This window comes from Streptomyces sp. LUP30 (assembly GCF_001746365.1).
Classification (GTDB): domain Bacteria; phylum Actinomycetota; class Actinomycetes; order Streptomycetales; family Streptomycetaceae; genus Streptomyces.
The window spans coordinates 13,303-34,676 of the sequence record NZ_MJAJ01000044.1 but is presented as its reverse complement, the minus strand read 5'-3'; the positions used below and the strand labels follow the sequence as shown (position 1 = coordinate 34,676).

24 protein-coding genes and 1 pseudogene are annotated in these 21,374 nt (G+C 69.9%); 19 read left to right on the top strand and 6 right to left on the bottom strand.

The annotated features are described in order from the left end of the window. Positions 1-21: 21 nt before the first annotated feature. From BG482_RS29385 to BG482_RS29320, 15 genes are all read left to right on the top strand, one after another. Entirely contained in the window at positions 22-570 is a 549-nt protein-coding gene (locus BG482_RS29385; protein WP_069772195.1) for a hypothetical protein, read from the top strand. A 5-nt stretch (positions 571-575) separates the two neighbouring features. Then, entirely contained in the window at positions 576-860 is a 285-nt protein-coding gene (locus BG482_RS29380; RefSeq protein ID WP_069772194.1) for a hypothetical protein, read from the top strand. A 99-nt stretch (positions 861-959) separates the two neighbouring features. Continuing rightward, positions 960-1,451, top strand: coding sequence for a hypothetical protein (locus BG482_RS29375; protein WP_069772193.1), 492 nt, complete (start codon positions 960-962; stop codon positions 1,449-1,451). A 132-nt stretch (positions 1,452-1,583) separates the two neighbouring features. Beyond that, entirely contained in the window at positions 1,584-2,048 is a 465-nt protein-coding gene (locus BG482_RS29370) for a Pycsar system effector family protein (RefSeq protein ID WP_069772192.1), read from the top strand. Then, positions 2,045-2,401 carry a hypothetical protein gene (locus BG482_RS44165; protein ID WP_069772191.1) on the top strand — a complete coding sequence of 119 codons (357 nt, stop codon included), beginning with the start codon at positions 2,045-2,047 and terminating at the stop codon, positions 2,399-2,401. The genes BG482_RS29370 and BG482_RS44165 overlap by 4 nt, the downstream gene beginning before the upstream one ends. After that, positions 2,398-3,390, top strand: a complete 993-nt coding sequence (locus BG482_RS29360; RefSeq protein WP_069772190.1) for an ATP-binding protein — start codon at positions 2,398-2,400, stop codon at positions 3,388-3,390. Before BG482_RS44165 ends, BG482_RS29360 begins: the two co-directional genes overlap by 4 nt. A gap of 149 nt (positions 3,391-3,539) precedes the next feature. After that, a complete protein-coding gene (locus BG482_RS29355; RefSeq protein ID WP_069772189.1) occupies positions 3,540-4,217 on the top strand; it encodes a GGDEF domain-containing protein in 678 nt (225 codons plus the stop codon). Between the two features lie 19 nt (positions 4,218-4,236). Next, entirely contained in the window at positions 4,237-4,518 is a 282-nt protein-coding gene (locus BG482_RS29350) for a hypothetical protein (protein ID WP_069772188.1), read from the top strand. A 22-nt stretch (positions 4,519-4,540) separates the two neighbouring features. Beyond that, positions 4,541-4,714 (top strand): hypothetical protein, encoded by a 174-nt coding sequence (locus BG482_RS44160; RefSeq protein ID WP_176741489.1) that lies wholly within the window; start codon positions 4,541-4,543, stop codon positions 4,712-4,714. A gap of 12 nt (positions 4,715-4,726) precedes the next feature. Beyond that, a complete protein-coding gene (locus tag BG482_RS29345) occupies positions 4,727-5,557 on the top strand; it encodes a histone-like nucleoid-structuring protein Lsr2 (protein ID WP_069772187.1) in 831 nt (276 codons plus the stop codon). After that, complete coding sequence (locus BG482_RS29340; protein ID WP_069772186.1) at positions 5,557-6,021, top strand: hypothetical protein; 465 nt, start codon at positions 5,557-5,559, stop codon at positions 6,019-6,021. The genes BG482_RS29345 and BG482_RS29340 overlap by 1 nt, the downstream gene beginning before the upstream one ends. Continuing rightward, entirely contained in the window at positions 6,021-6,200 is a 180-nt protein-coding gene (locus tag BG482_RS29335) for a hypothetical protein (RefSeq protein WP_069772185.1), read from the top strand. The genes BG482_RS29340 and BG482_RS29335 overlap by 1 nt, the downstream gene beginning before the upstream one ends. A 91-nt stretch (positions 6,201-6,291) precedes the next feature. Continuing rightward, positions 6,292-6,819 (top strand): hypothetical protein, encoded by a 528-nt coding sequence (locus tag BG482_RS29330; protein ID WP_069772184.1) that lies wholly within the window; start codon positions 6,292-6,294, stop codon positions 6,817-6,819. Further along, complete coding sequence (locus BG482_RS29325; protein WP_069772183.1) at positions 6,816-7,499, top strand: hypothetical protein; 684 nt, start codon at positions 6,816-6,818, stop codon at positions 7,497-7,499. The genes BG482_RS29330 and BG482_RS29325 overlap by 4 nt, the downstream gene beginning before the upstream one ends. Continuing rightward, positions 7,496-8,026: a hypothetical protein gene (locus tag BG482_RS29320; RefSeq protein WP_069772182.1), complete on the top strand. Its 531-nt coding sequence runs from the start codon at positions 7,496-7,498 to the stop codon at positions 8,024-8,026. Before BG482_RS29325 ends, BG482_RS29320 begins: the two co-directional genes overlap by 4 nt. 88 nt (positions 8,027-8,114) lie before the next feature. Here BG482_RS29320 and BG482_RS29315 read toward each other — a convergent pair whose 3' ends face one another. The 4 genes from BG482_RS29315 to BG482_RS29295 form a co-directional block, all read right to left on the bottom strand. Next, positions 8,115-9,191: a ParB/RepB/Spo0J family partition protein gene (locus BG482_RS29315; protein WP_069772181.1), complete on the bottom strand. Its 1,077-nt coding sequence runs from the start codon at positions 9,189-9,191 to the stop codon at positions 8,115-8,117. Further along, positions 9,188-10,336 (bottom strand): ParA family protein, encoded by a 1,149-nt coding sequence (locus tag BG482_RS29310; protein ID WP_069772239.1) that lies wholly within the window; start codon positions 10,334-10,336, stop codon positions 9,188-9,190. The genes BG482_RS29315 and BG482_RS29310 overlap by 4 nt, the downstream gene beginning before the upstream one ends. A 644-nt stretch (positions 10,337-10,980) precedes the next feature. Beyond that, entirely contained in the window at positions 10,981-12,255 is a 1,275-nt protein-coding gene (locus BG482_RS29300; RefSeq protein WP_069772179.1) for a hypothetical protein, read from the bottom strand. 9 nt (positions 12,256-12,264) lie between these two features. Further along, entirely contained in the window at positions 12,265-14,301 is a 2,037-nt protein-coding gene (locus tag BG482_RS29295; RefSeq protein WP_256096504.1) for a DEAD/DEAH box helicase family protein, read from the bottom strand. Between the two features lie 330 nt (positions 14,302-14,631). Between BG482_RS29295 and mobF the strand changes: the two genes are divergently transcribed. Continuing rightward, positions 14,632-16,548 carry a MobF family relaxase gene (gene mobF, locus BG482_RS41590; RefSeq protein ID WP_079142282.1) on the top strand — a complete coding sequence of 639 codons (1,917 nt, stop codon included), beginning with the start codon at positions 14,632-14,634 and terminating at the stop codon, positions 16,546-16,548. 1,216 nt (positions 16,549-17,764) lie between these two features. Here mobF and BG482_RS29280 read toward each other — a convergent pair. After that, complete coding sequence (locus BG482_RS29280) at positions 17,765-18,193, bottom strand: hypothetical protein (protein WP_069772176.1); 429 nt, start codon at positions 18,191-18,193, stop codon at positions 17,765-17,767. A gap of 298 nt (positions 18,194-18,491) precedes the next feature. Between BG482_RS29280 and BG482_RS29275 the strand changes: the two genes are divergently transcribed. The 3 genes and pseudogenes from BG482_RS29275 (at position 18,492) to BG482_RS45445 (ending at position 20,237) form a co-directional block, all read left to right on the top strand. Then, the gene (locus BG482_RS29275) at positions 18,492-19,583 is read left to right on the top strand and encodes a replication-relaxation family protein (protein ID WP_069772175.1); all 1,092 of its coding nucleotides are present in this window, start codon (positions 18,492-18,494) and stop codon (positions 19,581-19,583) included. Between the two features lie 102 nt (positions 19,584-19,685). Next, positions 19,686-19,964, top strand: a complete 279-nt coding sequence (locus BG482_RS29270) for a hypothetical protein (protein ID WP_256096509.1) — start codon at positions 19,686-19,688, stop codon at positions 19,962-19,964. A 49-nt stretch (positions 19,965-20,013) separates the two neighbouring features. Then, positions 20,014-20,237: pseudogene (locus tag BG482_RS45445) on the top strand (hypothetical protein). Between the two features lie 137 nt (positions 20,238-20,374). Here the strand turns inward: BG482_RS45445 and BG482_RS29265 are convergent. After that, complete coding sequence (locus tag BG482_RS29265) at positions 20,375-21,334, bottom strand: ATP-dependent DNA ligase (RefSeq protein WP_079142280.1); 960 nt, start codon at positions 21,332-21,334, stop codon at positions 20,375-20,377. Between the last annotated feature and the right edge of the window lie 40 nt (positions 21,335-21,374).

Genomic DNA, 21,374 nt, shown 5'->3' with positions numbered 1-21,374 from the left:
CATCCCGAAGGAGAGTCACCCATGCTCAGCACCCTGTTCGCCCGCCGTCCCGAGGCGCAGGAGACGGCGACGTGGACGCCGGACGGCACGATCGTCGTCCAGCGATACCGCGGCGTCGTCGGAGAACGAGAGGGCGCGATCGTCCTCGTCTACACCGCCGACGGCGACCGAGGGACGTCGTCCTTCGCCGCCGCGTGCCTCGGCTGCACCTACCGCGCAGCCAGCACCAGCCGCAGCAGCCGGCTGACGGAGAAGGAGGCCGCCGACCTCGCCAACACGCACGCGGCCAACTGCCGCGCGCTGGACCGGGGCATCCCGGCCGCGCCCGACGACGACCAGGCCGCGAAGATCGTGCGCGACCGGCTGTGGGGCCTGCGCATGCCCGGCACCGGCCGCCACCCCGTCTACCTGAGCGACTTCCACGCGGACCGTGTCGACCTCCAGCGCCCGTCGGACTTCATCAAGGAGACGATGCTCCAGCTCGTCAAGGCGGAGCCCGACTTCCTGGCCGCCCGGCGCCGCGGCACGGGCACCCAGTTCCTGGTCCTGCCGCACCCGCCCCGGAACTGAACGCGGTGCGCGCCCGAACCGCTCTGCTGCTCGCGGCCGCCGTACCGCTCACCGCCACGGCGGCCGCCGTTGCTCTCAAGGCCGGCGCCTGGGAGCTGGCCGTCTCCCGGAACGCCATCCGGCTCTCCCCCAGGCCCCGCCCGAACTGCCCCGACTGCCGGGGTGAGGGCGGCTGGTGGTCCGAGGGCCTCTACCCGGGCGGCGAGATGTGCTGGTGCTGGGACCGCCCCGCGCGAACCCTCCGGCTCCGGCCCGTCCGGGACCCCTGGCCGGACGAACCCCCGTTCTGACGGCTCCCCGTGCCGCCCCCGGTCAGCCTCCTGAGCTGGCCGGGGGCGGCACGGAGGACCGGACAGCCCGGTCGCCCGGAACACCCGAAGGAGCTGCACGTGACCGAGACCCTCACCCCGCCCACCGCCGCCGCCGGCGCGGACTCACCGCTCGCCCTGCTCTTCGACATCGCCCTGGAGATCGGCGTGCAGGGCGAGGACGAACAGCGTGACGACGCGGAGACGGCCGCTCTGGACCACGTCTGGAACGTCTACCCCGACACCCTCGGCAAGGCCCTGGACGACGACGACTGGTCCGGCCGGCCCGCCCACGCGGGGGCCGACCTGGAGCCGTGCGCCATCGCCTACCTGGACGGCGGCCTATGGCTGCACCACACCGTCGACGGCGACCAGGAGCAGGACGTCCTCACCCTCATTGCACCCTGCACCTGCGGAAACGGCTACATCGACACCGTCCTGGACGGTGAGCGCGACCTCCTGCAGGTCCTCACCGAACTGCGCGCCACCGGCGGCCGCTTCCCGCACAACGGCGATGACCTCGACTGCGACAGCCAGCACCGGCTGCGCGCCTGGGGCGACGCCCGGCCGTGACAGTGAGAAGGGGGCGGCTGGCGCGCTCGTACCGCGCCAGCCGCCCCCAACTCCTCTTCACCCTCTGCGAGATCAGAGGAACTCCAGCATGCACCGTCCCGCCCTTTACGTTCCGCAAGGAGAACCCCGCGCATGACGACCGTCATGGTCCCCGCCTCCGTGATCGACAAGAACCTGGACACCGCCTGCGCCTCCGTCGCAAGTGAGATTGGACGAACGGACGGCAAGTCGTCCTTACTGCTCGCCTTCAACGGCGCGGTCCTCGCCGGCCTCGCGTCCGTCGCCGACAAGGACCTGCCTCTGCCGACCAAGGTGTTCGGCGCACTCGCCGTCCTCGCCCTGGGCGCGGCCGCCGTGCTGCTGCTCCTGGTCGTCCGCCCCCGCCTGCGCGGCGACGACAAGGCGTCCTTCCCGTACTGGGCACGCCTGGACGAAGACGGGATCCGCGGCTGCATGGACGGCGACACCCGAGCCGCCCGCATCCGGGTCCTGTCCACCCTCGCCGTACGGAAGTTCACCCACCTGCGGCGCGCGGTCGACCTGTCCCTCGCTGCCCTGGCCCTGCTCGCGCTGGCCGCCACCGGCCTCGCGCTGTGACGGCGACCGCCCGGTCCCGCACCCGCCTGGAACGCATCCGCGCCTCGGTCGGCATCGCCCAACTCGCCCTCCAACAGATCGAGGACGACCTCAAAGCGGACGACGTCGACCAGGCGGAGCTCGCCGCGATCCTGCGCGAACTCATCGAGGACACCGACCCGCCCGGCGGGTTCATCCCGGCCGTCGCGCAGCTGGTCACCACCGCCGCGCTCAGGGCTGAGCAGATCGAGCCCGACCGCGACGGTGACGCCTCCTGCCCGCTACACGAGGCCGCCGCCCTGATGACCGACAACGCCGGGCAGCGCCTGATCTGGGCTGCCAACTCCCTCGCCCCGCAAGGAGATCTCACATGACCTCGCTGACCTATCCGCAGCTGCCGGAAAGCTGCCTGGTGGTCCTCATCGGCGCGTCCGGTGCGGGCAAGTCGACGCTGGCCGGCACCTGGCCCGCCTCCCAGGTCCTCTCGCTCGATGCCCTGAGGGGCGCGGTCAGCGACGATGAAGGCTGCCAGGAGGCGACGGCCGACGCCGTCGACGCCCTGCACCTGCTCCTGGAACGCAGGATGGCCCGGCGGAAGTTCACGATCGTCGACGCTACGAACGTCACCAGGTCGGCGCGGGAGCCGCTGGTTGCTGCAGCCAAGCGGCACAACATGCCCGTCATCGCGGTCATGGTGGCCACCCCGGCCTCTGTATGTGTGGAGCGCCAGGTCCCGAGGCCGGACAACCGGACAGTGCCAGACGGCACGGTCCTCGCGCAGCACAAGGCGATGGTCCACTCCCACCCGCAGCTGCTCTCCGAGGGCTTCAACGAGGTCGTCTTCGCCGACAGCCTCTACCGGCTGCTGCCGTACCTGAAGCGGCTGAGCGAGGCGCGGACTTCCGACCTCGGGCTGGACGACGGCGACGGCCTGGGCGATCTGCTGCTCGTCCGCCGGGTATTCGGGCCGGAAATCGTGCCGCTGTGGCGGTGGAAGCCCGGCTCGAACGTCGCCGGCGGCGACCGCGTCGGCGAGATCCGCCTCGGTCAGATGTACCTCACCCTCGCGCTGCGGCAGAACGTCGACGGCGAGGGCGACATCGGGTTCGACGTGATGCTCCCGTGCCCGTTCGACGACGAATGCACCGGCTACGCGTGGGCGCCCGCCTACAGCATCACCAGCCTGTTCCAGGCGCTGAACGGCGATCTGGACGGTCACGAGGACATCGTCTGCACCGTCCACGGCGGGGCCGACGACGTCGACCAGGAGGCCGACGACCACGCCGACAACAGCGACCAGGAGGACGACCTGACCGGTCGCGCCGACCTTGAGGCGCAGGCCCTGGAAGCGGTCCACGGCTGACGGACGCTCCAGCAGGAGCCCGTACAGGTGGCTCAACTCCAAGACCTTCGAGCTGCAGTTCTGCCCCGGGACGGCCGTCACAGGCCGGAAAACCAGTCGCCCGTCCCGGGTCCACCCATCCCGTACAAGACGAGACGGAGGACCCCAGTATGGCGTCCAACCTGCGCGTACAGGCCCGGTTCGGGCAGCGCGCACTCTTACTGACCACCGCCGCCGTGCCGTTGACCGGCTGGACCGTGCACGCCCTCGCACTGCACCGCAGGCTCGCCGCCGCGAAGAAGGACCCCCTCACCGGGCTCCTTCGGCGCGACGCCTACACCGCCCGGGCCCGACAGGTCCTGCGCCGCCACGGCGACGACACCGTCGTGGTCCTGGTCGACCAGGACCACTTCAAGGCCGTCAACGACAGCCTGAGCCACGCGGCCGGGGACACGGTGCTGCGGGCGACCGCCGACCGGCTCACCGCCTGGGCAGGCCCGGGCACGGCCGTCGGCCGGCTCGGTGGAGACGAGTTCGCCGCCGTGCTGCACCTGCCCGCCGGCCGCCGCGAGGTCCGCCTCGCGCAGCTGGTGCGGATGCTGCGCATCCCGGTGGTCCTCGAGGACGGCCACGCCGTGGACGTCGCCGCCTCGGTCGGCGCCGCGGCCCTGGACGTGATCGGCACCCGAGACCTGTCCGTGGCGCAGCGCGCCGCCGACGCCGCCCTCTACGACGGCAAGCACTCCGGCCGCGCGGTCCTCGCCACCAAGGAACACGCGACGGTGCCGTCCATCAACGGCCGGCGCGCGGGCCGACCGGGCACCGCTGCGTGGGGGCGAGCCGCGTGAGTATCGCCGCCTTCCGGCCGTGAGCACGCGACGCAAGAAGGAGAAGCCGCCGTTCGAGCCGGGCCTGATCCCGGCTCCCGGCGCCCTCCTCGACTGGCGCGACAGCCAGCACTTCGACCACTGGCAGGACCGCCCCTGCGCGCTCTGCGAGCAGCCCACGCCCATGCGCTCCCACGACGGGGAGCCCGTGCACAAGGCGTGCGCTGAGGACTGGATCGCCGCGAACCCCACCGAGGCCCGCCTCGGACGGTTCGCCTCCGACCTCCAGCCCAAACGCAAGCGCGCCGACGACCACGCCTGAACCCCTCCGCCTGGAGGCTCCCTTGAGCAGCACCCAACGCGACGTCGACCACGCCCTCGCTTACCCCGAGCCGCCCGCCTCCCCCCTCTGGCACCGCCACGGCGCTAAGGCACGGCCGCTCACCGAGGCCCAACAGAAGCGCAACCGCGAGCTGCTGGACCTCGCGCAGCGCAAGCCCCGCACCGCCGCCGCGTAGGAGGACCCCGTCATGTTCACCGACATGAAAGAGGCCCTCGAAGCGGAGGCCCTCGAACTCACCCCGATCGGCAGCGGCCAGAGCGCCGCCGCGTCCCTGGTGGTGGCCCACCAGGCCCGCGACAAGGACGACCTCGCTGACCTGCTGGGCGCGCTCGGACTGCCCTGCGGCGAGGACGACCTCGTGACCCTGCTCCCGCACCTCACCAGCCCTGACACCCCGACGACCGGAGACACCATGCCCGCCAACGCCTTCACCGCCACCGCCGCCTCGATGCTGAACAACGGCGACAGCCCCGAGCACGTCCGCGAGACCCTCGGACTGTCGGAGAGCGAACTGGCCGAAGCCCTCCAGTACACCGACCAGGACGCCCCCACCCCGGACACCGGCACGGACGCCCCGCAGGCGGCCGACCCCGCGTCCGACGGGCCGGTGGACAGCGACGGGATCGAGGCCCTGCTCTCCTGGGCGAAGAACCACCCGGCCGCCGTGATCCGTAACAAGGCCGCCCGGATCCGCAGCGACCTCTACGAGCTGACCGCACGCCGCGAGAGCGACGACGCCCAGCGCGAGGCCGAAGAGCGCGTCGCCAACCTCAAGGCGGAACTGGAGAAGGCGCAGGAGACGCTGCGCACGGTGAAGGCCGGCGGCCGCCCTGCGGCCCCCGCGGCCGCTCCCGCGCCGACCACCGGCACCAAGCGCAGCAAGGAGCAGCTGGCCGCGATCCGGACGTGGGCGCGCGCCAACGGCCACCAGGTCGCCGACAAGGGCACCCCGGCCAAGGCCGTCCTGGACGCCTACGACGCCGCCCACGCCGCCACCAACCTGGCGCTGGTGGGCTGATGGACACCAAGCCCTTCACGGTCGACGGCTTCCTCTACGCCGTTCCCACCCCCGGCACCTGCCCGGGCACCGCCCGGTTCGAGCTGATCTCCTCACCCACCGACGACCCTGCGGACGACACGGTGTTCTTCTGCACGACCGAAGAGCCCCGCATCGCGTACGCGCTGCTCACCGACATACAGCCCGGTGACCTGCTGCACGTCTCCGGAACCCTGGTGCCGCCTGTCGCTACCGGCGAGGGCGCACTGTTCACCGTCGACGCCCTGGAGGTCCTGGCCGCCGCACCGATGCGGGAGCTGCGCGACATGGTTCTCGACAGGTATGGGCCCTACCTCGTGGTGTTCGACGTCGACACCGACACCGTCCCGGTGTTCACCGAGAACGGCGCCTGGGTCGGCGAGGCCGCGAGTCCCGACGCCATCGGCGACCTGATCGAGACCTACGAGAACGGCGGTGACGGCTGATGGATGCGGTCACCGCGCAGCGCACCGTCCTGGAGCGGTTCCCCGCCGGAGGCCCTCGCGGCTCATGGCCGGCGGAAGAGTACGCCGCCGCCCAGCGCGCCCAGGGCACGGACGCCCACGTCGTGATGGACCTCGGCAGCGACCAGTTCCTCGTGGTCACCGACGCCACCGCCCAGTAGCGCCACCAGGAGCGCCGCGCCCGACCTTCCCGGCTGGGCGCGGCGCTTCCCCATTCCCACCCTCCATCAGCACACCCAGGAGGTTGCCTCCGTGTTAGCCACCCTTGGCCCCGCCGTTCTCGCCATCGTCGCCACCCTGCTGGGAGCGATCGTGTCCGGCCGCTTCCAGGAGCGCGCCGCCGAACGGTCCGTGCGCGTCAACCACGGCGAGTCGATTCGCCGCGACCGCCTGGAGGCCGTCACCGCGCTGGCCTGCGCCGCCAGCGACCACCGCCGGGCACTGTGGATGCGCGGCGACGCCGTCCTCAAGAACGCCGGCACCGAGCGGATCGAAGCCCTGCGCGGCGAGAGCCACATGACCCGCAGCGCGGTCACCCGCCCGCTGGTCGCGCTGCGCGTCCTCATCGAGGACCAGGCCGTGCGTACCGCCGCCGATCGCATGATCACGCTGACGTACGCGATGCGGAACGCGTACGCCACCAGCGAGGAACTGACCGCAGCCCGCGAGGCCGCGAAGGCCGCCCACGACGACTTCGTGAACACCGCCGCCCGCTACCTGAGCCCGCCCGTGTCGACGACAAGGGCCCACCACACCCCCGAACAGGAGCCCACCCGATGAAGCGACCCTCCTTCCGCCGCTGCGGCCCCGCCCCCGGCGCCATCTCCCCCGAGGACCAGGCCGTCGTCGACTCCTTCCGCGCGCTGCTCGCCGCCCGCAAGAATCCGCAGCCCTGGACGCCGGGCTGCAACCAGGACGTCGCCGTACGGGTCGGCCCGTTCCTCGAGCGAGCCCAGCCCCGCCCCGGCGACGACCACGGCCCCGACCTGATCGCCGTCGCCCTGGTCCACCCCGACACCCCGCACGCCGCGGCCTACCTCCACGGCCACCAGCTCGGCTACACCAACCGGGGCTGGCTGCGCTGCGAGACAACCGCGATCCTCGGCATCTGGCAGCCGGCCTACGCGATGCTCACCCACGCCGCGGCGAACCTGCCCCTTCCCGACGACGTCGGCATGGCCCCCGCCCACTACGGCGTCCACGTCGAAGCCCGACGCAGCGACAACACCGGCTACACGCTGCTCCGCCTCGGCCCCTACACCCAGACCTGGCTCGCCTCCCGCGACGCCGACCGCCTCAACACCGAGCTGGAAGGCCGCGCGGCCACCGCCATCCCTGGTTTCACCGTCACCGCCAAGGACGCCGTGTTCCACGTCAGCGACCACGAGAGCTACGCCGACCCCCACGACACCGACATCATCGCGCTCCTGGCCGACGCCATCGCGGGGGTGAGCGCGTGACCACCACGGCCCTGTACGAGATCGAGACCAGCGAGGCCGACGACGGCACGACGGTCCCCGCCGAAGGCATCTGGACCCCCAGCAGTGAGGACGCGGCCGACAACGGGTTCATCACCTACGGCGGGCTGTACGTCGCTGGCATCGGAGCCCCGAACGACGACCGCCCGCACCCGGACAGGTTCGTCGTGCTCGGACACCAGCGGTGGGCGGACATCATCGAGGCCGCGGCCGCGTACATGGACCGCGTCCACAACTGGCGGACCCTGCACCTGTACCCGGGCGACGACCCCTCGGTGCTCATCCCCCGCATCCCGCGCGCCGTCCACACGCACGGCGTCTTCTTACGGCACCCGCACCCGGACCACCCGTGCGGCTGCGAGTGGGAAGACACCTGGCGCCTCGTCTGGGCACCGCCCGCCGAGCCCGACGCCGTCCCGATCACCGCCATGCGGCACCCCGCCGCCCCGGCAACCACCACCGGCCTCCCCAACCCTGACCAAGGAGCGCCCGCTACCTGGGCACCCTGACGCACACGACTGAGCACGACGAAGGCCCGTACTCCCCGCAGCGCTTCGCGGGAGTACGGGCCTTCTTGCGTTTCGGGGCTCTGGCAACTCAGGCAGGCTGCTGCTCTTGCTGGTTCAGCTCCTGGAGCAGAGTGCCGTACGCGTCCGGGTGCTGCTCGCGCAGGATCCTCAGCCACACGCGAGCACCGTCAGCGAAGACTTCCGGCTCCATCTTCAGGTGCAGGTGGGTGACCACAGAGAGGGCATCGCCGTACGACAACTGGCCCGGCTGTTCGGCCTCGGACCGCCCCGCGCTCTCGGGAGCCTGCGGCTCCTGGGTATTAACGGCGTTAACGGCCGGCGGCGCGGGGGAGCCAGCCGACGCCCCGCCCTCGAGGGTATTAACGGCGTTAACGGTTGAGGCCTCGCTCGTCTGTTCCACCGCAGGCTTGCGCCGCTGACGAGGGGCCTTCGCGGCCTCGATGACCTTCTTCGCCTCGCCCGCCTGCTGCGCCTTGGGAAGCCGGCCGATCCGGCGAGCCGGTTCCACCTTCAACTCACCCGCCTCCACCTGCTCCTGGAGATCGGGCGTGAGCTCCAGGAGCGCCAGACGCTGCGACACCCAAGGCGGGGTCTTCCCCAACCTCCGGGCCACCTCGCCCTGCGACCCGTGAACCTGTACGAGCTCCTGGATCGCCTTCGCCTGGTCCAGGGGCGCCACATCCTCGCGGTGGATGTTGGCGATCAGCGCGGACTCCAGGAGGTCCGCCGCACTCGCCGCGAGGTCGTCGTTGACGTCGATCCGCAGCTCTTCGAGCCCAGCCAGGTGGGCGGCAGCCAGACGCCGGTTGCCGTCGATGACGACGTACTCGGCTTCAGCGAGAGCGTCTTCCTGCCCGGGGTGCGCCGTCAGGAAGACAGCTCGCCGTGCCACGGTGACAGGCTGGATCTGCCCTTTGGCCCGCAACGAATCCGCGGTCTCTTCGATGTTGGTGAGTTCTTCGCGCGGGTTGAACGGGTTGTGGGTCAGCAGCGCGAGCGCCACCTTGGCGGGGGGCCGCTTACCCTCGCCGTTCATGATCTGCTGGCGGGTACGAACGCGACGCGGGGCCGGCTTGCCAGTGTCCTCTCCGTCTTCATCCATGCTGAAGCCGCGAGTGACCCGCTGCTGCTTAGGGGGCGTCATACCGCAAGCTCCTTCGCCAGATCGCGCATCACCTGCGCGTGTTCACTGTCGGGCGCGTACTCCAACAGCGGGATCTCGCCGTCCGCTGCCTCACGCCCCTCTTTCAAGTCACCGATCACGGCAAGGACCCCAGGAGAACTGCTCTTCTCCCACTGATCCTTGTTCTCCTGAACCAGCTTGCCGCGCCGGCTGTCGTAGGCGTTGACGACCAATCCGAGGTAGTCGACCTGGATGCGACCCTTACGGCACAGGTCGTCCTTCTGCGACTTCAGAAGCCGGAATGCCCGGTGGGACGCCTTGTTGGCCCACACAGGAGTGATGACACCGGACCGGTCGGCGAGCTCCCCGTCACGGCGGCGTACGTAGTACAGCGCGGTGTCCATGTTCAGCCCCAGGCTGGGAGGGCCGTCAATGATGATGACGTCGTAGTCGGCCTCCAGCGGTTCGAGCGCGCGCTCCAGTGCCGCTTCACTGAAGCTGACCTTGGACAGGGCGACGTCCCGCAGAAACGCGTCGTCGGACGCGGGAAGCAGATGCAGCCGATCGCCGAAGATCTTCTGGTCCAAGGCGACCAGCAGATCGTGTATGTCGCCCTTGGCGGTGCCGTCCATGTGCATCATCAGCGTCTCGACATCGTCCTCGTACATGAGGTCTTCGAAGCCGAGCTCAGCCGTGAGGTGTCCCTGCGGGTCGTAGTCGACCAGCAAAACACGGTGGCCGGCCTCTGCGAGGGCCTGGGCGACGCCGGAGGAGATGAACGTCTTGCCGACACCGCCCTTCTGGTTGGCCACTATGACCCGCACAACGGGCTGCGCCACCAACGGCGCGGTGGGGGAAGGGTGGTTGTCCAGCCACAAGGTCAGAGCCTGCGCGAGCCCCTGGACGTACGTGACGCCGCGCTCGGCACAGATGGCCTTGAACTTGTCTGGTTCGCCGACCGGGAGGAATGTTCCCCACGTCTTCGCGCCGTCGGTTTTGACCTCCGGGAGACCGTCCGCCGCGTACCAGGCATTGATGGCGCGCTCGGTGGCGTCCTGGATGTCCATTCCGTGCTCAAAGGCGCGGATCTTCAGGTGTCTGCGCAGCTGGGGAGTGAGGGATGTAATTAGCTTCTCTCGCTCCCCACGAGGGCTGGGGATGCTCATACGGCCGAACATTACTAGGTCCACCCGCCATAGCGGGTCATCTGACTGCCCGACATCTCTGCTCATCCACTCCAAAGAGTCCCCGTGTTTGGCCAGGTGTGCCCTGCAGGGTGAAAATCGGATCTCTCGCAGCGAAGGGAGACATCTGGGTGACGAGTCCGTGGGTACGACGCCCTGTAGGACCAGGCCGACTTCAAGCATGGATGCCGTACGAGGGGGGCTCGAACAGGAGATGGATCCAGGCGGAACTGGGCGACCTCATGCGGCCGACATGGAACTCAACCGTCGGCCAGTGGGAGATCGCCCGGCCGCATCTCCGGGTTCTCATCGAGGCGATGGCGTTGCGCTTCGGTCAGGTCGACGTGTACCTGGAGTTCTCAACCCGGCAGCGGTGCGACACCAGATGCCAACGCGCCGGTGGAGATGACTGTGTGTGCTCCTGCATGGGGGAGAATCATGGAGGCGCCGCCTACTGGCGTCACTGGACGCAAGTCGGTGACACCACATTGGTGAGCGACCCCGAGGTATGCGAGCGGCACTACCTGGTGCGCCGGAGCGATGTCGTACAGAAACGCTGATGTGATCCGAACATGGCGCTGCCCCTACCCGTCCAGCGGGTAGGGGCAGCGCTGCTTCGGCGCTCGTCACTGCTTGTTGATGCTCGCCACGAGAGCGCTGACTGCTTCATGTAGTGCGGTGATCTCGTCACGCAGCCCGTCGTCAACGACTGCGGGGAGGCGAACGGGGTCGATTGCCGCGATGCTTCTCCGCGTGGCCTTGAGGGCCGTCTGAAACCGCACTCGCTGTTCATTGGCGTGCAGTTCCGGATCCGCTTCGACAGCCTTCGTGATGAGTCCTTGCACCGCTTCGTACGCGCTTGTCACCAGCTCGGGATCAGCCGGGTGTTCCGTGACCGCGGCCAGCTGTTCGGACACCTTGGCCCTGATCTGCTCGGGCAGCTCGATCAGCTGTCCCGAGGAAACCTGAGCCTTCCCGCCCTCGGCTACCTGCCGGACATAGTCAAGATGCTCAGAGCGTCGTTCCTCCGCAGTCAGTGCCTTGAGCGCGGCCCGTGCGGCGTCGGCTGTCTTGGGGTCACCCAGAATCGCTGCACGGAGTGCTGTGGGGTTTTCCGCCACCTCCAGGGCCTTGGTGGGTCGGATACCCTCCGTCTCGGCCGCCGCACTGATCAGAGCGCCTCGGTCAGTTGAAGCGCTGCGACGGCTGCTGTAGTAGAGGGTCCAGTCGTCTGCAGGAGGCAGGTCCATCGCCTCGTGTCCCGGGTAGAGGTCATCGGTGCTGAGAGGCACAGCGCCGGCGGCATGCGCCGCATCCCACGCCCTGAGGTAGCGCAGGACACGCTCCGGGGATGTGCCAGCGCGGCGGGCGAACTCGCTGGCGGGAATCTTCGAGGTGGTCTTGCGGTTTCCGTCTTCCGCGGTTCCCGCCTTCGACGAACGCACCTGACAGGCCACGAAGAACGCCAACCACCAGCTGCCGGACTTGTCCAGTGCTGCCCATGCCTGGATGTCACGGTCGCGCTGCTGCTCGGAGTAACCGGTGATGCCGTCCTCTGCCAGGAGGCGCCGCACTTCGGCGCGCATGGCCTCCATCTTCGCCCGGAAGTCAGCGGCCGCCTCGTGCGGATGGCGCATCTGAAGCAGGACGTGAACGTCCTCGACACGCTGCCCCAGTCCGAAAGGCGGCTTGGCCTCGATGAAGTCGGCGAAGGACGAGAACGGTTCCTCGGTGTTGATGCCCGACGGAATCTGGCGCCACGTGTCGTCCGCTACAACCGCAGCAAGGAGCTCCAAGAACCCGCCGGGCGTTCCGCCGTCGCGCTCTGCAGCGTTCCGGAGCCTGTAGACGCGCTCCTGCTCTGGTGTGAGCTGCGAGTTCGACTCTATGCGTACGCTCATGATGCCCTCCTATTTCAGGGCTAGTGCGGCCTTGAGCCGCTTCTCGGCGCGGTCCACGGTGTTGGCCGTCTTCGCGGTGTAGCCGGCGGATTCGTTCACCCTAAAGGTGGCCTTGGTGACGGCGTCTTGGTAGCCAGGGGAGCCGGGTGTCACGCCGCAGGTGTGTAGGTATTTGGTGATGGCGCTACTGGTCCTGCTCCTCAGGTCCTCAATGATTTCTTTGTCGGTGCGCGGTGGCTGAGGCACCTGGACGAAGACCTCATTGTCCAGGTCGCTGCGCGGCCCCGGCACCTCGGCTGCCCGCTTCGTCCTGATGCCGTACAGCTCCAGGAACCTGGCGAACTTAGTAGCGTCTTCGGCAGAGTCGACCTCCACCTTGATGGATTCGATGAGCATGAGCTCGTCGGACTCGACATCAGTGTCGTTGCTGGCAGCACGCGTGGTCGTCGCCACGGCCGACTCAACGTAAGACAGGGCGAGTTGCTGCTCCGGAGACGGACCTGCCGTCTCTCCAGCGATCTCTCGTTCCTCGACGCGGCGCAAGCCTTCTTCTCTCTGGCCGCGCAGGTGCTCGAGGAACTCCTTCATCTTCGGGTCGTCCGGGGCGATGATCAAGCAGGACTGCTCACGCGGCGGCATGTCACTCCACACGCGCAAACCGCGACCGACCAGCTGCATCAGGTGTCCGCGGTCGCGATAGTGGGTGAGGATCCCTACGACGCTGATCTGCGGGCAGTCATAGCCGATGAAGGCCATGCGCACGGTCACGAGGATGTCCATGGGGAGGGACCGGAACTCGGCCAGTGCCCGCGGAGCATCTGTGTCAGACGAGACGGCGATGCCGACACGAAGTCCCGGGTGACGGCTCTGCAGATACTTCTGAACCTTCTTTGCCTCGCTCTGCCCCATGCACGAGATGAGTCCCCGGTAGGCCGGGTTGAACTTCTGCTTGTCACGTACCTTCGAGACCACCTGCTCAACCAGAGGCTCCCAGGTCTTGGGATCACGCAGCACTTCAGCCAGGCCGTCACCGTCATCGGACAAGTTGTAGGTGAGCAGGCTGTCACCGCTCATGCGGTCGGAGGGATCGCCAAGGGTCCGACGCGAGACGCGTGCCTCCGTGAGGTGCATCTCGAACGTGCGCAGGTAGTTCTCCGCGATGCCGTCCGCGTAGGTGGCTTCGGCATGCTTGACCAGTGGCCGCAGGCCCTTCGGGTCTCCGTTCAGCGGATCCTCGTAGTCCGCCAACACCAGCGGGTTGTTGTCCGCCCGGTAGGGCGTACCCGTCAGAAGCAACGTGTGCAGCGCGAATTCGTGGAGCTTCTGGATGAGCGTGCCAGCCCGGGTGCCGCCCCCGTCGCTGTCCCTGGAGTCGCCACAGAACTGAGCCTCATCGGCGATCAGGAGAAAACGGCCCTGATGCTTGGCAGCCCACTCAGTGAAAATCACCTCGCTCGTCGCCAGCGCGCTGTACGTGGCGACGAAGCCAGTCCCCTTCCCGGCTGTCAGCGGCACCTCGTTAGTGCGATGCCAGATTTTGCCGAACCGCGGCTGCTCGAAGAGCGTGCACAGTCCCTCAGTGCGCCTGTCTTGTGTCAGATGCTGCCATCCGATCTCGCACTGCTGGGCCAGAGCGACCCGCGGCACGAACACCGCGACGTGGTCGATGCGCCCCTCACGAAACAGACGGGTAGCCAGCGACAAGTACGCGAGCGTCTTTCCGGAGCCTGGCGAGGCGAGAACGACCGTACGGTCCCGCCCGGACTCAATGCCGTCGATCACCTGGGTGACAACATCAGCCTGAAACGGCCGCGGCTTGAACTTGTCCTGGAACTGCATCTCACGCCCTTTTTTGTTGTTGCACCCTGCGCACAGGGCCTGCCCGTTCTCGATCTCTGTCGGGCCGCCCGAGGCCCAAGGAATGCGATGGTCGGCGTGCCAACCGATGTCGAGCTCGTCACCGCAGAGCTCACAGAGTCCGTTGGCGAGCGAGTAGAGGATCTGGCGCTGGCTGGCGTTGAAGAAGCGCTGTGGATCAAGGTTCACTAACAGCCCCCCTCGTGACCGCTGTTGAGCGGCAGGCTAGCCCTCACCACTGACAATCGAGGGCCAACTGCAGATAGCGGGCCGGATTAGTGAACTCCTGGGCGGCGGCTTAGTTGACGGCGGAGTCGGTGTCTGGAGTCGGTGAGATGGGTGCGCAGCATTTACATGGCTCCGTATAGGGGCGGTGAGAGCAGAAGTCGGTGTCCGCCGGGTGGGCACGATGTCGCTGCTGTTGCCCGTGAGGCGGGACGTGCCGTGAAGGTTCGCTGAACTCTCCCGCCCCACGGGATCGCGCTTTTTCGCAGGTCAGAGTCGGTGTCCTCTGTGGGGATGCTGAGTGTCGCGAAGGTCCAGAGGCGTAATGCGTGGCGGTACTACGTGCGCGGAGTCGCGTTCGGAGACGGCCGCCGTCCGGTCGGCCAGTCGCTGAAGGACGCCCAGGAGATGGCCGGCCTCCCGCCGGGGAGGTGGTTGGGGCGCGGCCTGGTCGCGCTCGGGCTCACCGCGGGCGCGGAGGTGTCCGAGCGACAGATGGAGCTTCTGTTCGGTCAGGGCCGGCACCCGGATGCCGACCGCATCGAGCGCGACCTCCTGGACGACGGCGCCGACCCCGCTACGGCGCGGCTGGCCACCGTGCTCGGGCAGCCGATCGAGGAGATCGAGGCCCGCAAACAGACACCGCTGCTCGCCCTCGACTTCACCTTCCGGCCGCAGGCGTCCCTGATCGTGTTGTGGGCGCTGGGAGACGCCAAGACGCGCCGGGTCATCGAGCGGGCGCACGAGCGGGCCATCGCCAAGGCGCTGCGCTGGCTGGAGGACGAAGTCGCGGAGACCCGGTGGTCCTCGGGCCGCGGGCGCGCCAAGACGCCGGCCCTGGTCGTCGCGGCGTTCCGGCACTTCGACAACCGGGACGGATTCCCGCTCCTGCACGACCACTGCCTGATCCTCAACCGCGTGCAGCGCAGGGGCGACGACGGCGAGCCGGTGTGGGGCGCCCTGGACACCTTCCGCCTCTACCGGAATGTGGTGGCGGCCGGGACGCTCTACACCCTCGCGATGACGACCGAGGTGTGTGAGGAGCTGGGGATGGCGACGGTGCCCCGGGAGGTGACGCCGGGCCTGCGCCCGGTGATGGAGGTAGCCGGTGTCGACTCCGAGCTCATCGACTGGTCCTCCACCCGCCGTCAGCGGATCGAGGACGTCCTGGAGGGCCTCACCTACAAGTACGCGCAGGAACATGGACGGCTGCCAGGAGAGAAGGCCCGCAACGGCCTCGGGTGGCAGGCGGCGCAGGACACCCGCCCTGAGAAGAAGACTCCGCGCCCGTTGAAGCAGCTGCTCGTGTGGTGGCGGGCGTCCGCGCTGTGGAAGTTCGGCAAGCAGATGGTCAACGGGCTCGTTCAGCGCTGCCGCGCGGCGGGTGCGGCGATCCGGGCCCGGGTGGATCCGTACGTGGACGCCGTACTCGCCGCCATCGACGTCGCCGCGGTGGTCTCCACCGTCCGCGGCAAGTTCGCCCGCCGTCACGTCCTGGCCGAAGCCCGCCGGCATCTGCTGGAGACCCTGCGCGGCCAGGAGTTCACGCGCGGCCTGGACGACTACATCGCCACTCGCGCCTTGTCCGACTACTCCCGCCAGTTCACCGTTCCCCAGCCCGGCCGCCGGATCCCGGCTGCCGACCAGTTCTTCTACGCCGCCGATTTCGCTGAGCCCGGTCGCTGGTGGATCGCCGGTGCCGACGGCAAGCCGCCCCGCGAGTCGAGCCGGTACGAGCGGGCCCGGGTCGCCAGCCTCGCCGTGCAGAACGCGATCCGCGCCGCCCGTCCCGAGCACGCTGCACGGGACGACGCCCCGGACGCGACCGCGTCGGACGCGCCGCACACCGAAGACCCGCACCACGACCAGGCATCAGACGCGCCGCACGACGTCGACCACCCGGGCCGGGACACCGCGCTCACTCCGGCGCAGCGGGCCGCCGCCATCCAAGCCCACCAGCAGGCCGCGATGCCGCAGGAGTACCTGGAGGGCCGGACGACCGACCCGGAGACGTGGATGCGCACACCAAGGAACCTGGAACGGTTCGCCGCCTTCACCCGCGCGGCCAACGCCCGCCGCCGCGCCATCGAGGAGGGGGAGATCCCGGCCCCGGCCGCCGACCCGACCGGACCGGTCGACCGGCGCCGCCAGGAGCACGAGCAGCAGCGCCAGCAGCCCGGCCCTGGCCAAGGCCAGAGCTTGCAGCCGTGAGAGCTGCGGACCCGTCCGGCGGGACGGGGGACGAAGTCACCGGGCCACCTGTGGGGACATGGCCGCAGCGCGCGTCTTGGACACGGCGGGGACCGGCGAGGGTGCGGGAAGTGACCCGCCAAGCACGGAGGCCCCGATGGTCGACCCGACCCCGCCGTACCTCTCACCGAAGCAACTGGAGCACCTGCAGCAGCTGATCGACGCGTCCAGGCTGCGCGTCGCGGCGCTGTACCGGTCCCCGAAGCCGCCGCCGGTCCGGCGCCGATCAAGGCTGTACCCCGGTGGCCGGCCGAACCCGTGGCGGACCGCGCGCCTGCGCCGACGCCGTCAGAGGTGAGCGGACACGGCGGACCCCACCAGGCGTCCGGCGTGCAGCCCGACGATGCACCGCCCGGAGAGTGGAGTCCACCGTGGTGCGCATCGAGTGGAAGTGGGCTCCACTCTGGTGAGCGCTCGCCGGTGGGGAGTGGAACATCCCGGCATCCACTGCATCGCGGGCACCAGCGATGACGATGCACGGCATCGTGCGCGCACCGGTGGCCCCAGGCGGGCGCACCACATCCTCGGTGCGCGCACCGAGCGCACCGCCTGCCCGAGAAGGTGCGCACCGCCCGGCCGGGGATGCGGCGCGCGCCCGCCGGACCGCCCTCGAACCCATTCCATGTGACCTGCCGCACACGCGCGGGCCCCATATCGCGCATTCGGGACTCTGGCCGGACAGCGGACAAGGGGCTGTGTGATATAGGAACTCGGCTCGATCCGGCTCCTCTTGGCGGCGGCGTCGCGCGCCACTCCGAGCGTGCCGCGCGCCGCGATACGCGCCAGGTGCGGGCGGTGCGCGCACCATCCCCGCCGCCGCGCCGACGGTGCGCACCACCGCCCCGCACCGGGTGCGCACCACCGCACCGACGATGCGCACCGGGTGCGCGCACCACCGGCCCGAGAGTGGACGACATCGCGCGGAGTGGATCCCACTCGGTGGGCGCCACCGCACCCGATGCCCGGACAGAGTGGACTCCACTCGATGTACGACATCGGCCGGGAGTGCACGACATCGCAGTGGGGGAGCGCACGGCATCCGATGTCCATCGCCGGGGCGGGCCGGTACATCGTTCCTTGACCCGGTTCGCTACGTGCGACATCCCGCCCGAACGGGACAGCGCCCGGGGGAGGAGAAGTCTCCCTCCCCCGGGCGCTGTCCCGGCTTCCGCTCCGCTCAGGTCGTGGCCTGCCCGTATCCGGCGCCGACGTTGCCGCGGATGTCGACGAGGAACTGGTGGACCTGGTCGACCTCCTGCATGCACTCGATCAGGAACACGGCCGCGGTGTAGGCGACCTGTGCCCCGCCGCCTGCGTGGCACCAGCGCCTCAGGTACCGGCTGGTGACGGCCACTAGGTTCCCGAGGACGTGCCCGGCGTCGCAGTCGGTGTGCTCATCGGGCACGACGCTGATGTAGTCGGCCAGCAGCAGCGCGCCGAACTCACCCATCAGCAGTGCCAGCTCGAGGCCGTCGGCGTGGAAGGCCGCCAGCGCGGCCTGGTCCTGCTCGCTGCCCTGGGACCGCCAGACCAGCTCTATGTAGTCGGTGGCCCGCGCGATCTGCTCCGGGGCGAGCTCGGGCAGCTTCGACGTCGTCGTCTCCATGACGCTTCCTCACTGTTCGCACACCGGGCGCCTGCTGCGCCCGGCCGGTCGCCCTACGGTGCAGGCACTTGCCTGTGGATAGATTCCGGAGCCGGGAGGCGGCGGTCGTGACGTCGATCACGGACAAACCCGTTGGTCTATCGGGTCAACCAGGTGAAAGCGGACGCCGATCGGCGGTGATCGTCAGGTCGAGGACAAGGGGTGGTTTCGCACGGTGGCCCCGGCCCGCACCACTTCGCGTGCGGGCCGGACCTGTCACCGATCCGGCCGCGTACGGCCGGAGAATCCCGAGGACGCGATGACCACCGCACCCACCCCGCACACTCCGCCGGCCCCGGCGGACACCGCTGCGACGGCGAGCCCCACTGCGAGCCCTGTAGCAAGCCCCGCTCCCAGCCCCGCAGCCCCGAGCCGCCGTCTGACCGTTGTCGCTGATCAGACCCCCGATTCACCCGCCCCGGCCGGTTGCAACTCCTCTTCTCCCACTACTGATGTACCTGGAGAAGCGTCCCGGGCCCGCAAGGCGGCGGCGAAGGCCGGAGCGGAGATCCGCGGCGAGGTCCTGCTCACCCTCGCTCAGCTGCGCCTGGCCACACCCCGCCAGCTCAAGGCGCTGCTGCTGCCCCACCAGCAGGACACCGACCACGTCCGGCGTGCGCTGCGTAACCTGCTCGCCGAATCCCCCGCTTTGGTCGGCCGGACCAACCGGGCCCAGCAGAGTTACTGGTACTGCACTCCGGCGGGCCTCGCCGAAGCCGCCGCCTCCGGCGAACTCGCACCAAGGGCCGGCCACGCCACCGGGAAGCGCATCGCCGCCAGCAAGACGGGCCTGCGGGAGCACGGCCTCGCCCTGGTCGACACCGTCATCGCCTTCCACCAGGCGGAGATGGCCGACCACGCCGACTGGCGCGTGGAAGTCGCCCACCCCACTCCGGCCGGGAACCTGGTGCCCGACGGCGTGGTGCTCCTGAACGACAGCTCCAGCGCGTTCGTGGAGATCGACCGCACGATGTCCTACGCCCGCCTGGTCGCCAAGCTGGAGCGCTACGACGCCTACCGCAACGCGCCTGCGTCCGGGCGCGGGAACGCCGCCCGAGCTCCGCGCAGCCACTGGCAGGAGACCTACGCCGGGCCGTCTTTGGAGAGGCCCTTCCCGCCGGTGCTGTTCGTCTTCGCCCCCGCCCCGCGCCGCGCGGCCCCGGCAACGAGGGAGGCCGCCTTCCACGACCGCGCCCGCCGCGTCGGGGGCGTGAACTACCGGATGACGGTGGCGACGACGACCCTGCCCCTGCTGACCCGCAGCGGGGCCGATGGGTCGGTGTGGCGGGTTGCCGGCAACGGCCGCGGCGAGGACCGCTGCTCTCTGGCCGCGCTGCCGAAGGCACGGTGATCCGGTGGGTCCGGCCTCCACCGGGCCGGGCCCACCGCCGTCTTCACGCTCTCGTTGTCGGTGGCGGCTGGAAGGCTTGGTCGGATGAACGGCGATGAGTAGCTGCGAAACGGCCGCGTCTACGGCCGCGACCACGACGACCCCCACCCCGGCCCGCTCCCGCACCGGACCTACGCCGAACTGGTCGGCGGCCCGCTGGACGGTCTGCTGCTGGACATCCACGGATGGCGGACCGTGGAAGTCGACGACGTGGTGGCCCTGTCCACCGAGCTCGGGCAGTTCCCCGGCGGGCGGTCGCTGTACGACCCGCGCCCCGGCGAGCCCCGCACACCCGGCCCCGGCGTCAGCTGCCGCTTCTACTACTCCGGCGATACGCCCTGACCACTGCTGCGGCTCGCCGCGCCGGCCTGTCGGATGCACGCTGGGAAGCGTGAGCAGCACGCCGATCGTCGTACACCCGCCCGCAGACACGGGAGGCCGGAGGGTGACCGTGCACTCCCACGGCCGCGACGAAATCCTCGGCACCGCCTACAGCGATCACGACCTGGTGGTGTTCCTCGAGGGGCGGGCATCCACGATGCCGACAGCATCCTGGACGATGACCGGTGGATCGAGTGGCGCGGCGGCCGCGCACACCAGTGGAGTGCTGCCTGAAGACGCTCTGCGCCGGTTACCGGCGGGCGTGGTCGGCTCGGTGGGAGCCCCCGACCATGAGCCCGACCACGGCTGGTCAGCGGGGCATGGTCGCCCCCGGCTGTGCTGCCGCAGCCGCCGTCAGTTCGGTGGCGTGGTCATTGGGGGACGTCGGTGGGGGAGAGGTCGGGGCGGGCGCGGTGCAGGCGTGCGGGGTGGCGCCACCGGCCGGAGGCGTCGCGGGCGACGTCGACGCCGACTTCCACCACCAGCTCCGGTTCCACCAGCGTGACGTTCAGCGTCTCGCGGCTGCCCCACCCGGCGGAGAACGACCAGCCCGTCCACGGATGATCGTGCTGCGCCGGGGCGAGTAGTCCGGCGACCGCAGTGCTGGCCGTCCGGGTGAGGGTGGTGGTGCGGCCGGTGTACTGCAGGCGCCCGTCGTCGTCGTACCTGCCGAGCAGCAGACTGCGGGGAGCTGTCAGGGAGCCGGTGACCGCGCCGACGATCGCCTCCGTGGTCTCGTGCACTTTGTACTTCTGCCAGCCCCTCGAGGGACGGTAGGCATCGTCCAGCCTTTTGAAGACCACGCCCTCCATTCCGACCGACGCCCACGTCAGCCACTCGCGCACGGTGTCCGGGTCGGTGGTCGACGGGCACAACACCCACGGCGCCGACAGGCGGCGGGCAGCGAACACGGACTCCAGGGCGGACCTGCGCCGCCGATACGGCCATCCCGTCGTGTCGGTCCCGGACAGCCGCAACAGATCGAACGCCACGAAGTAGGCCGGCCACTCGCCAGCGGCCCGGGCCGCCCGGGCACCGCGCCGCTGAAGCCGGTTCTGCAGCTGCTCGAAGGCGAGCCGGCCCGCGGCATCCCATACGACCAGCTCGCCGTCTATCGCCGTCGCGTCCGGCAGCTGCGCGGCTCCCGTCCCGAGCTCCGGAAACGCCGGGAGCATCTCGGTGCCGCGCCTGGAGCGCAGCACCACCCGGCCCGCGTCGACGGAGACCAGGGCCCGAAACCCGTCCCACTTGGGCTCCCCCGCCCACCCGGGCAGCAGGGCAGGGGTAGGCACGGGGGTGGCCAGCATCGGCTCGGGCAGCGTCCACGTCACGCACCATGCCTTCCCCCCTGACCATCGGCCGCCCGGGTGA

Coding starts and splice junctions, on each gene's coding strand:
- BG482_RS29385 (WP_069772195.1), top strand. CDS start 22: ATGCTCAGCACCCTGTTCGCCCGCCGTCCCGAGGCGCAGGAGACGGCG.
- BG482_RS29315 (WP_069772181.1), bottom strand. CDS start 9,191: ATGACGCCCCCTAAGCAGCAGCGGGTCACTCGCGGCTTCAGCATGGAT.
- BG482_RS29345 (WP_069772187.1), top strand. CDS start 4,727: ATGTTCACCGACATGAAAGAGGCCCTCGAAGCGGAGGCCCTCGAACTC.
- BG482_RS29275 (WP_069772175.1), top strand. CDS start 18,492: ATGACCACCGCACCCACCCCGCACACTCCGCCGGCCCCGGCGGACACC.
- BG482_RS29335 (WP_069772185.1), top strand. CDS start 6,021: ATGGATGCGGTCACCGCGCAGCGCACCGTCCTGGAGCGGTTCCCCGCC.
- BG482_RS29355 (WP_069772189.1), top strand. CDS start 3,540: ATGGCGTCCAACCTGCGCGTACAGGCCCGGTTCGGGCAGCGCGCACTC.
- BG482_RS29310 (WP_069772239.1), bottom strand. CDS start 10,336: ATGAGCATCCCCAGCCCTCGTGGGGAGCGAGAGAAGCTAATTACATCC.
- BG482_RS29340 (WP_069772186.1), top strand. CDS start 5,557: ATGGACACCAAGCCCTTCACGGTCGACGGCTTCCTCTACGCCGTTCCC.
- BG482_RS29280 (WP_069772176.1), bottom strand. CDS start 18,193: ATGGAGACGACGACGTCGAAGCTGCCCGAGCTCGCCCCGGAGCAGATC.
- mobF (WP_079142282.1), top strand. CDS start 14,632: ATGCTGAGTGTCGCGAAGGTCCAGAGGCGTAATGCGTGGCGGTACTAC.
- BG482_RS29325 (WP_069772183.1), top strand. CDS start 6,816: ATGAAGCGACCCTCCTTCCGCCGCTGCGGCCCCGCCCCCGGCGCCATC.
- BG482_RS29370 (WP_069772192.1), top strand. CDS start 1,584: ATGACGACCGTCATGGTCCCCGCCTCCGTGATCGACAAGAACCTGGAC.
- BG482_RS29300 (WP_069772179.1), bottom strand. CDS start 12,255: ATGAGCGTACGCATAGAGTCGAACTCGCAGCTCACACCAGAGCAGGAG.
- BG482_RS29360 (WP_069772190.1), top strand. CDS start 2,398: ATGACCTCGCTGACCTATCCGCAGCTGCCGGAAAGCTGCCTGGTGGTC.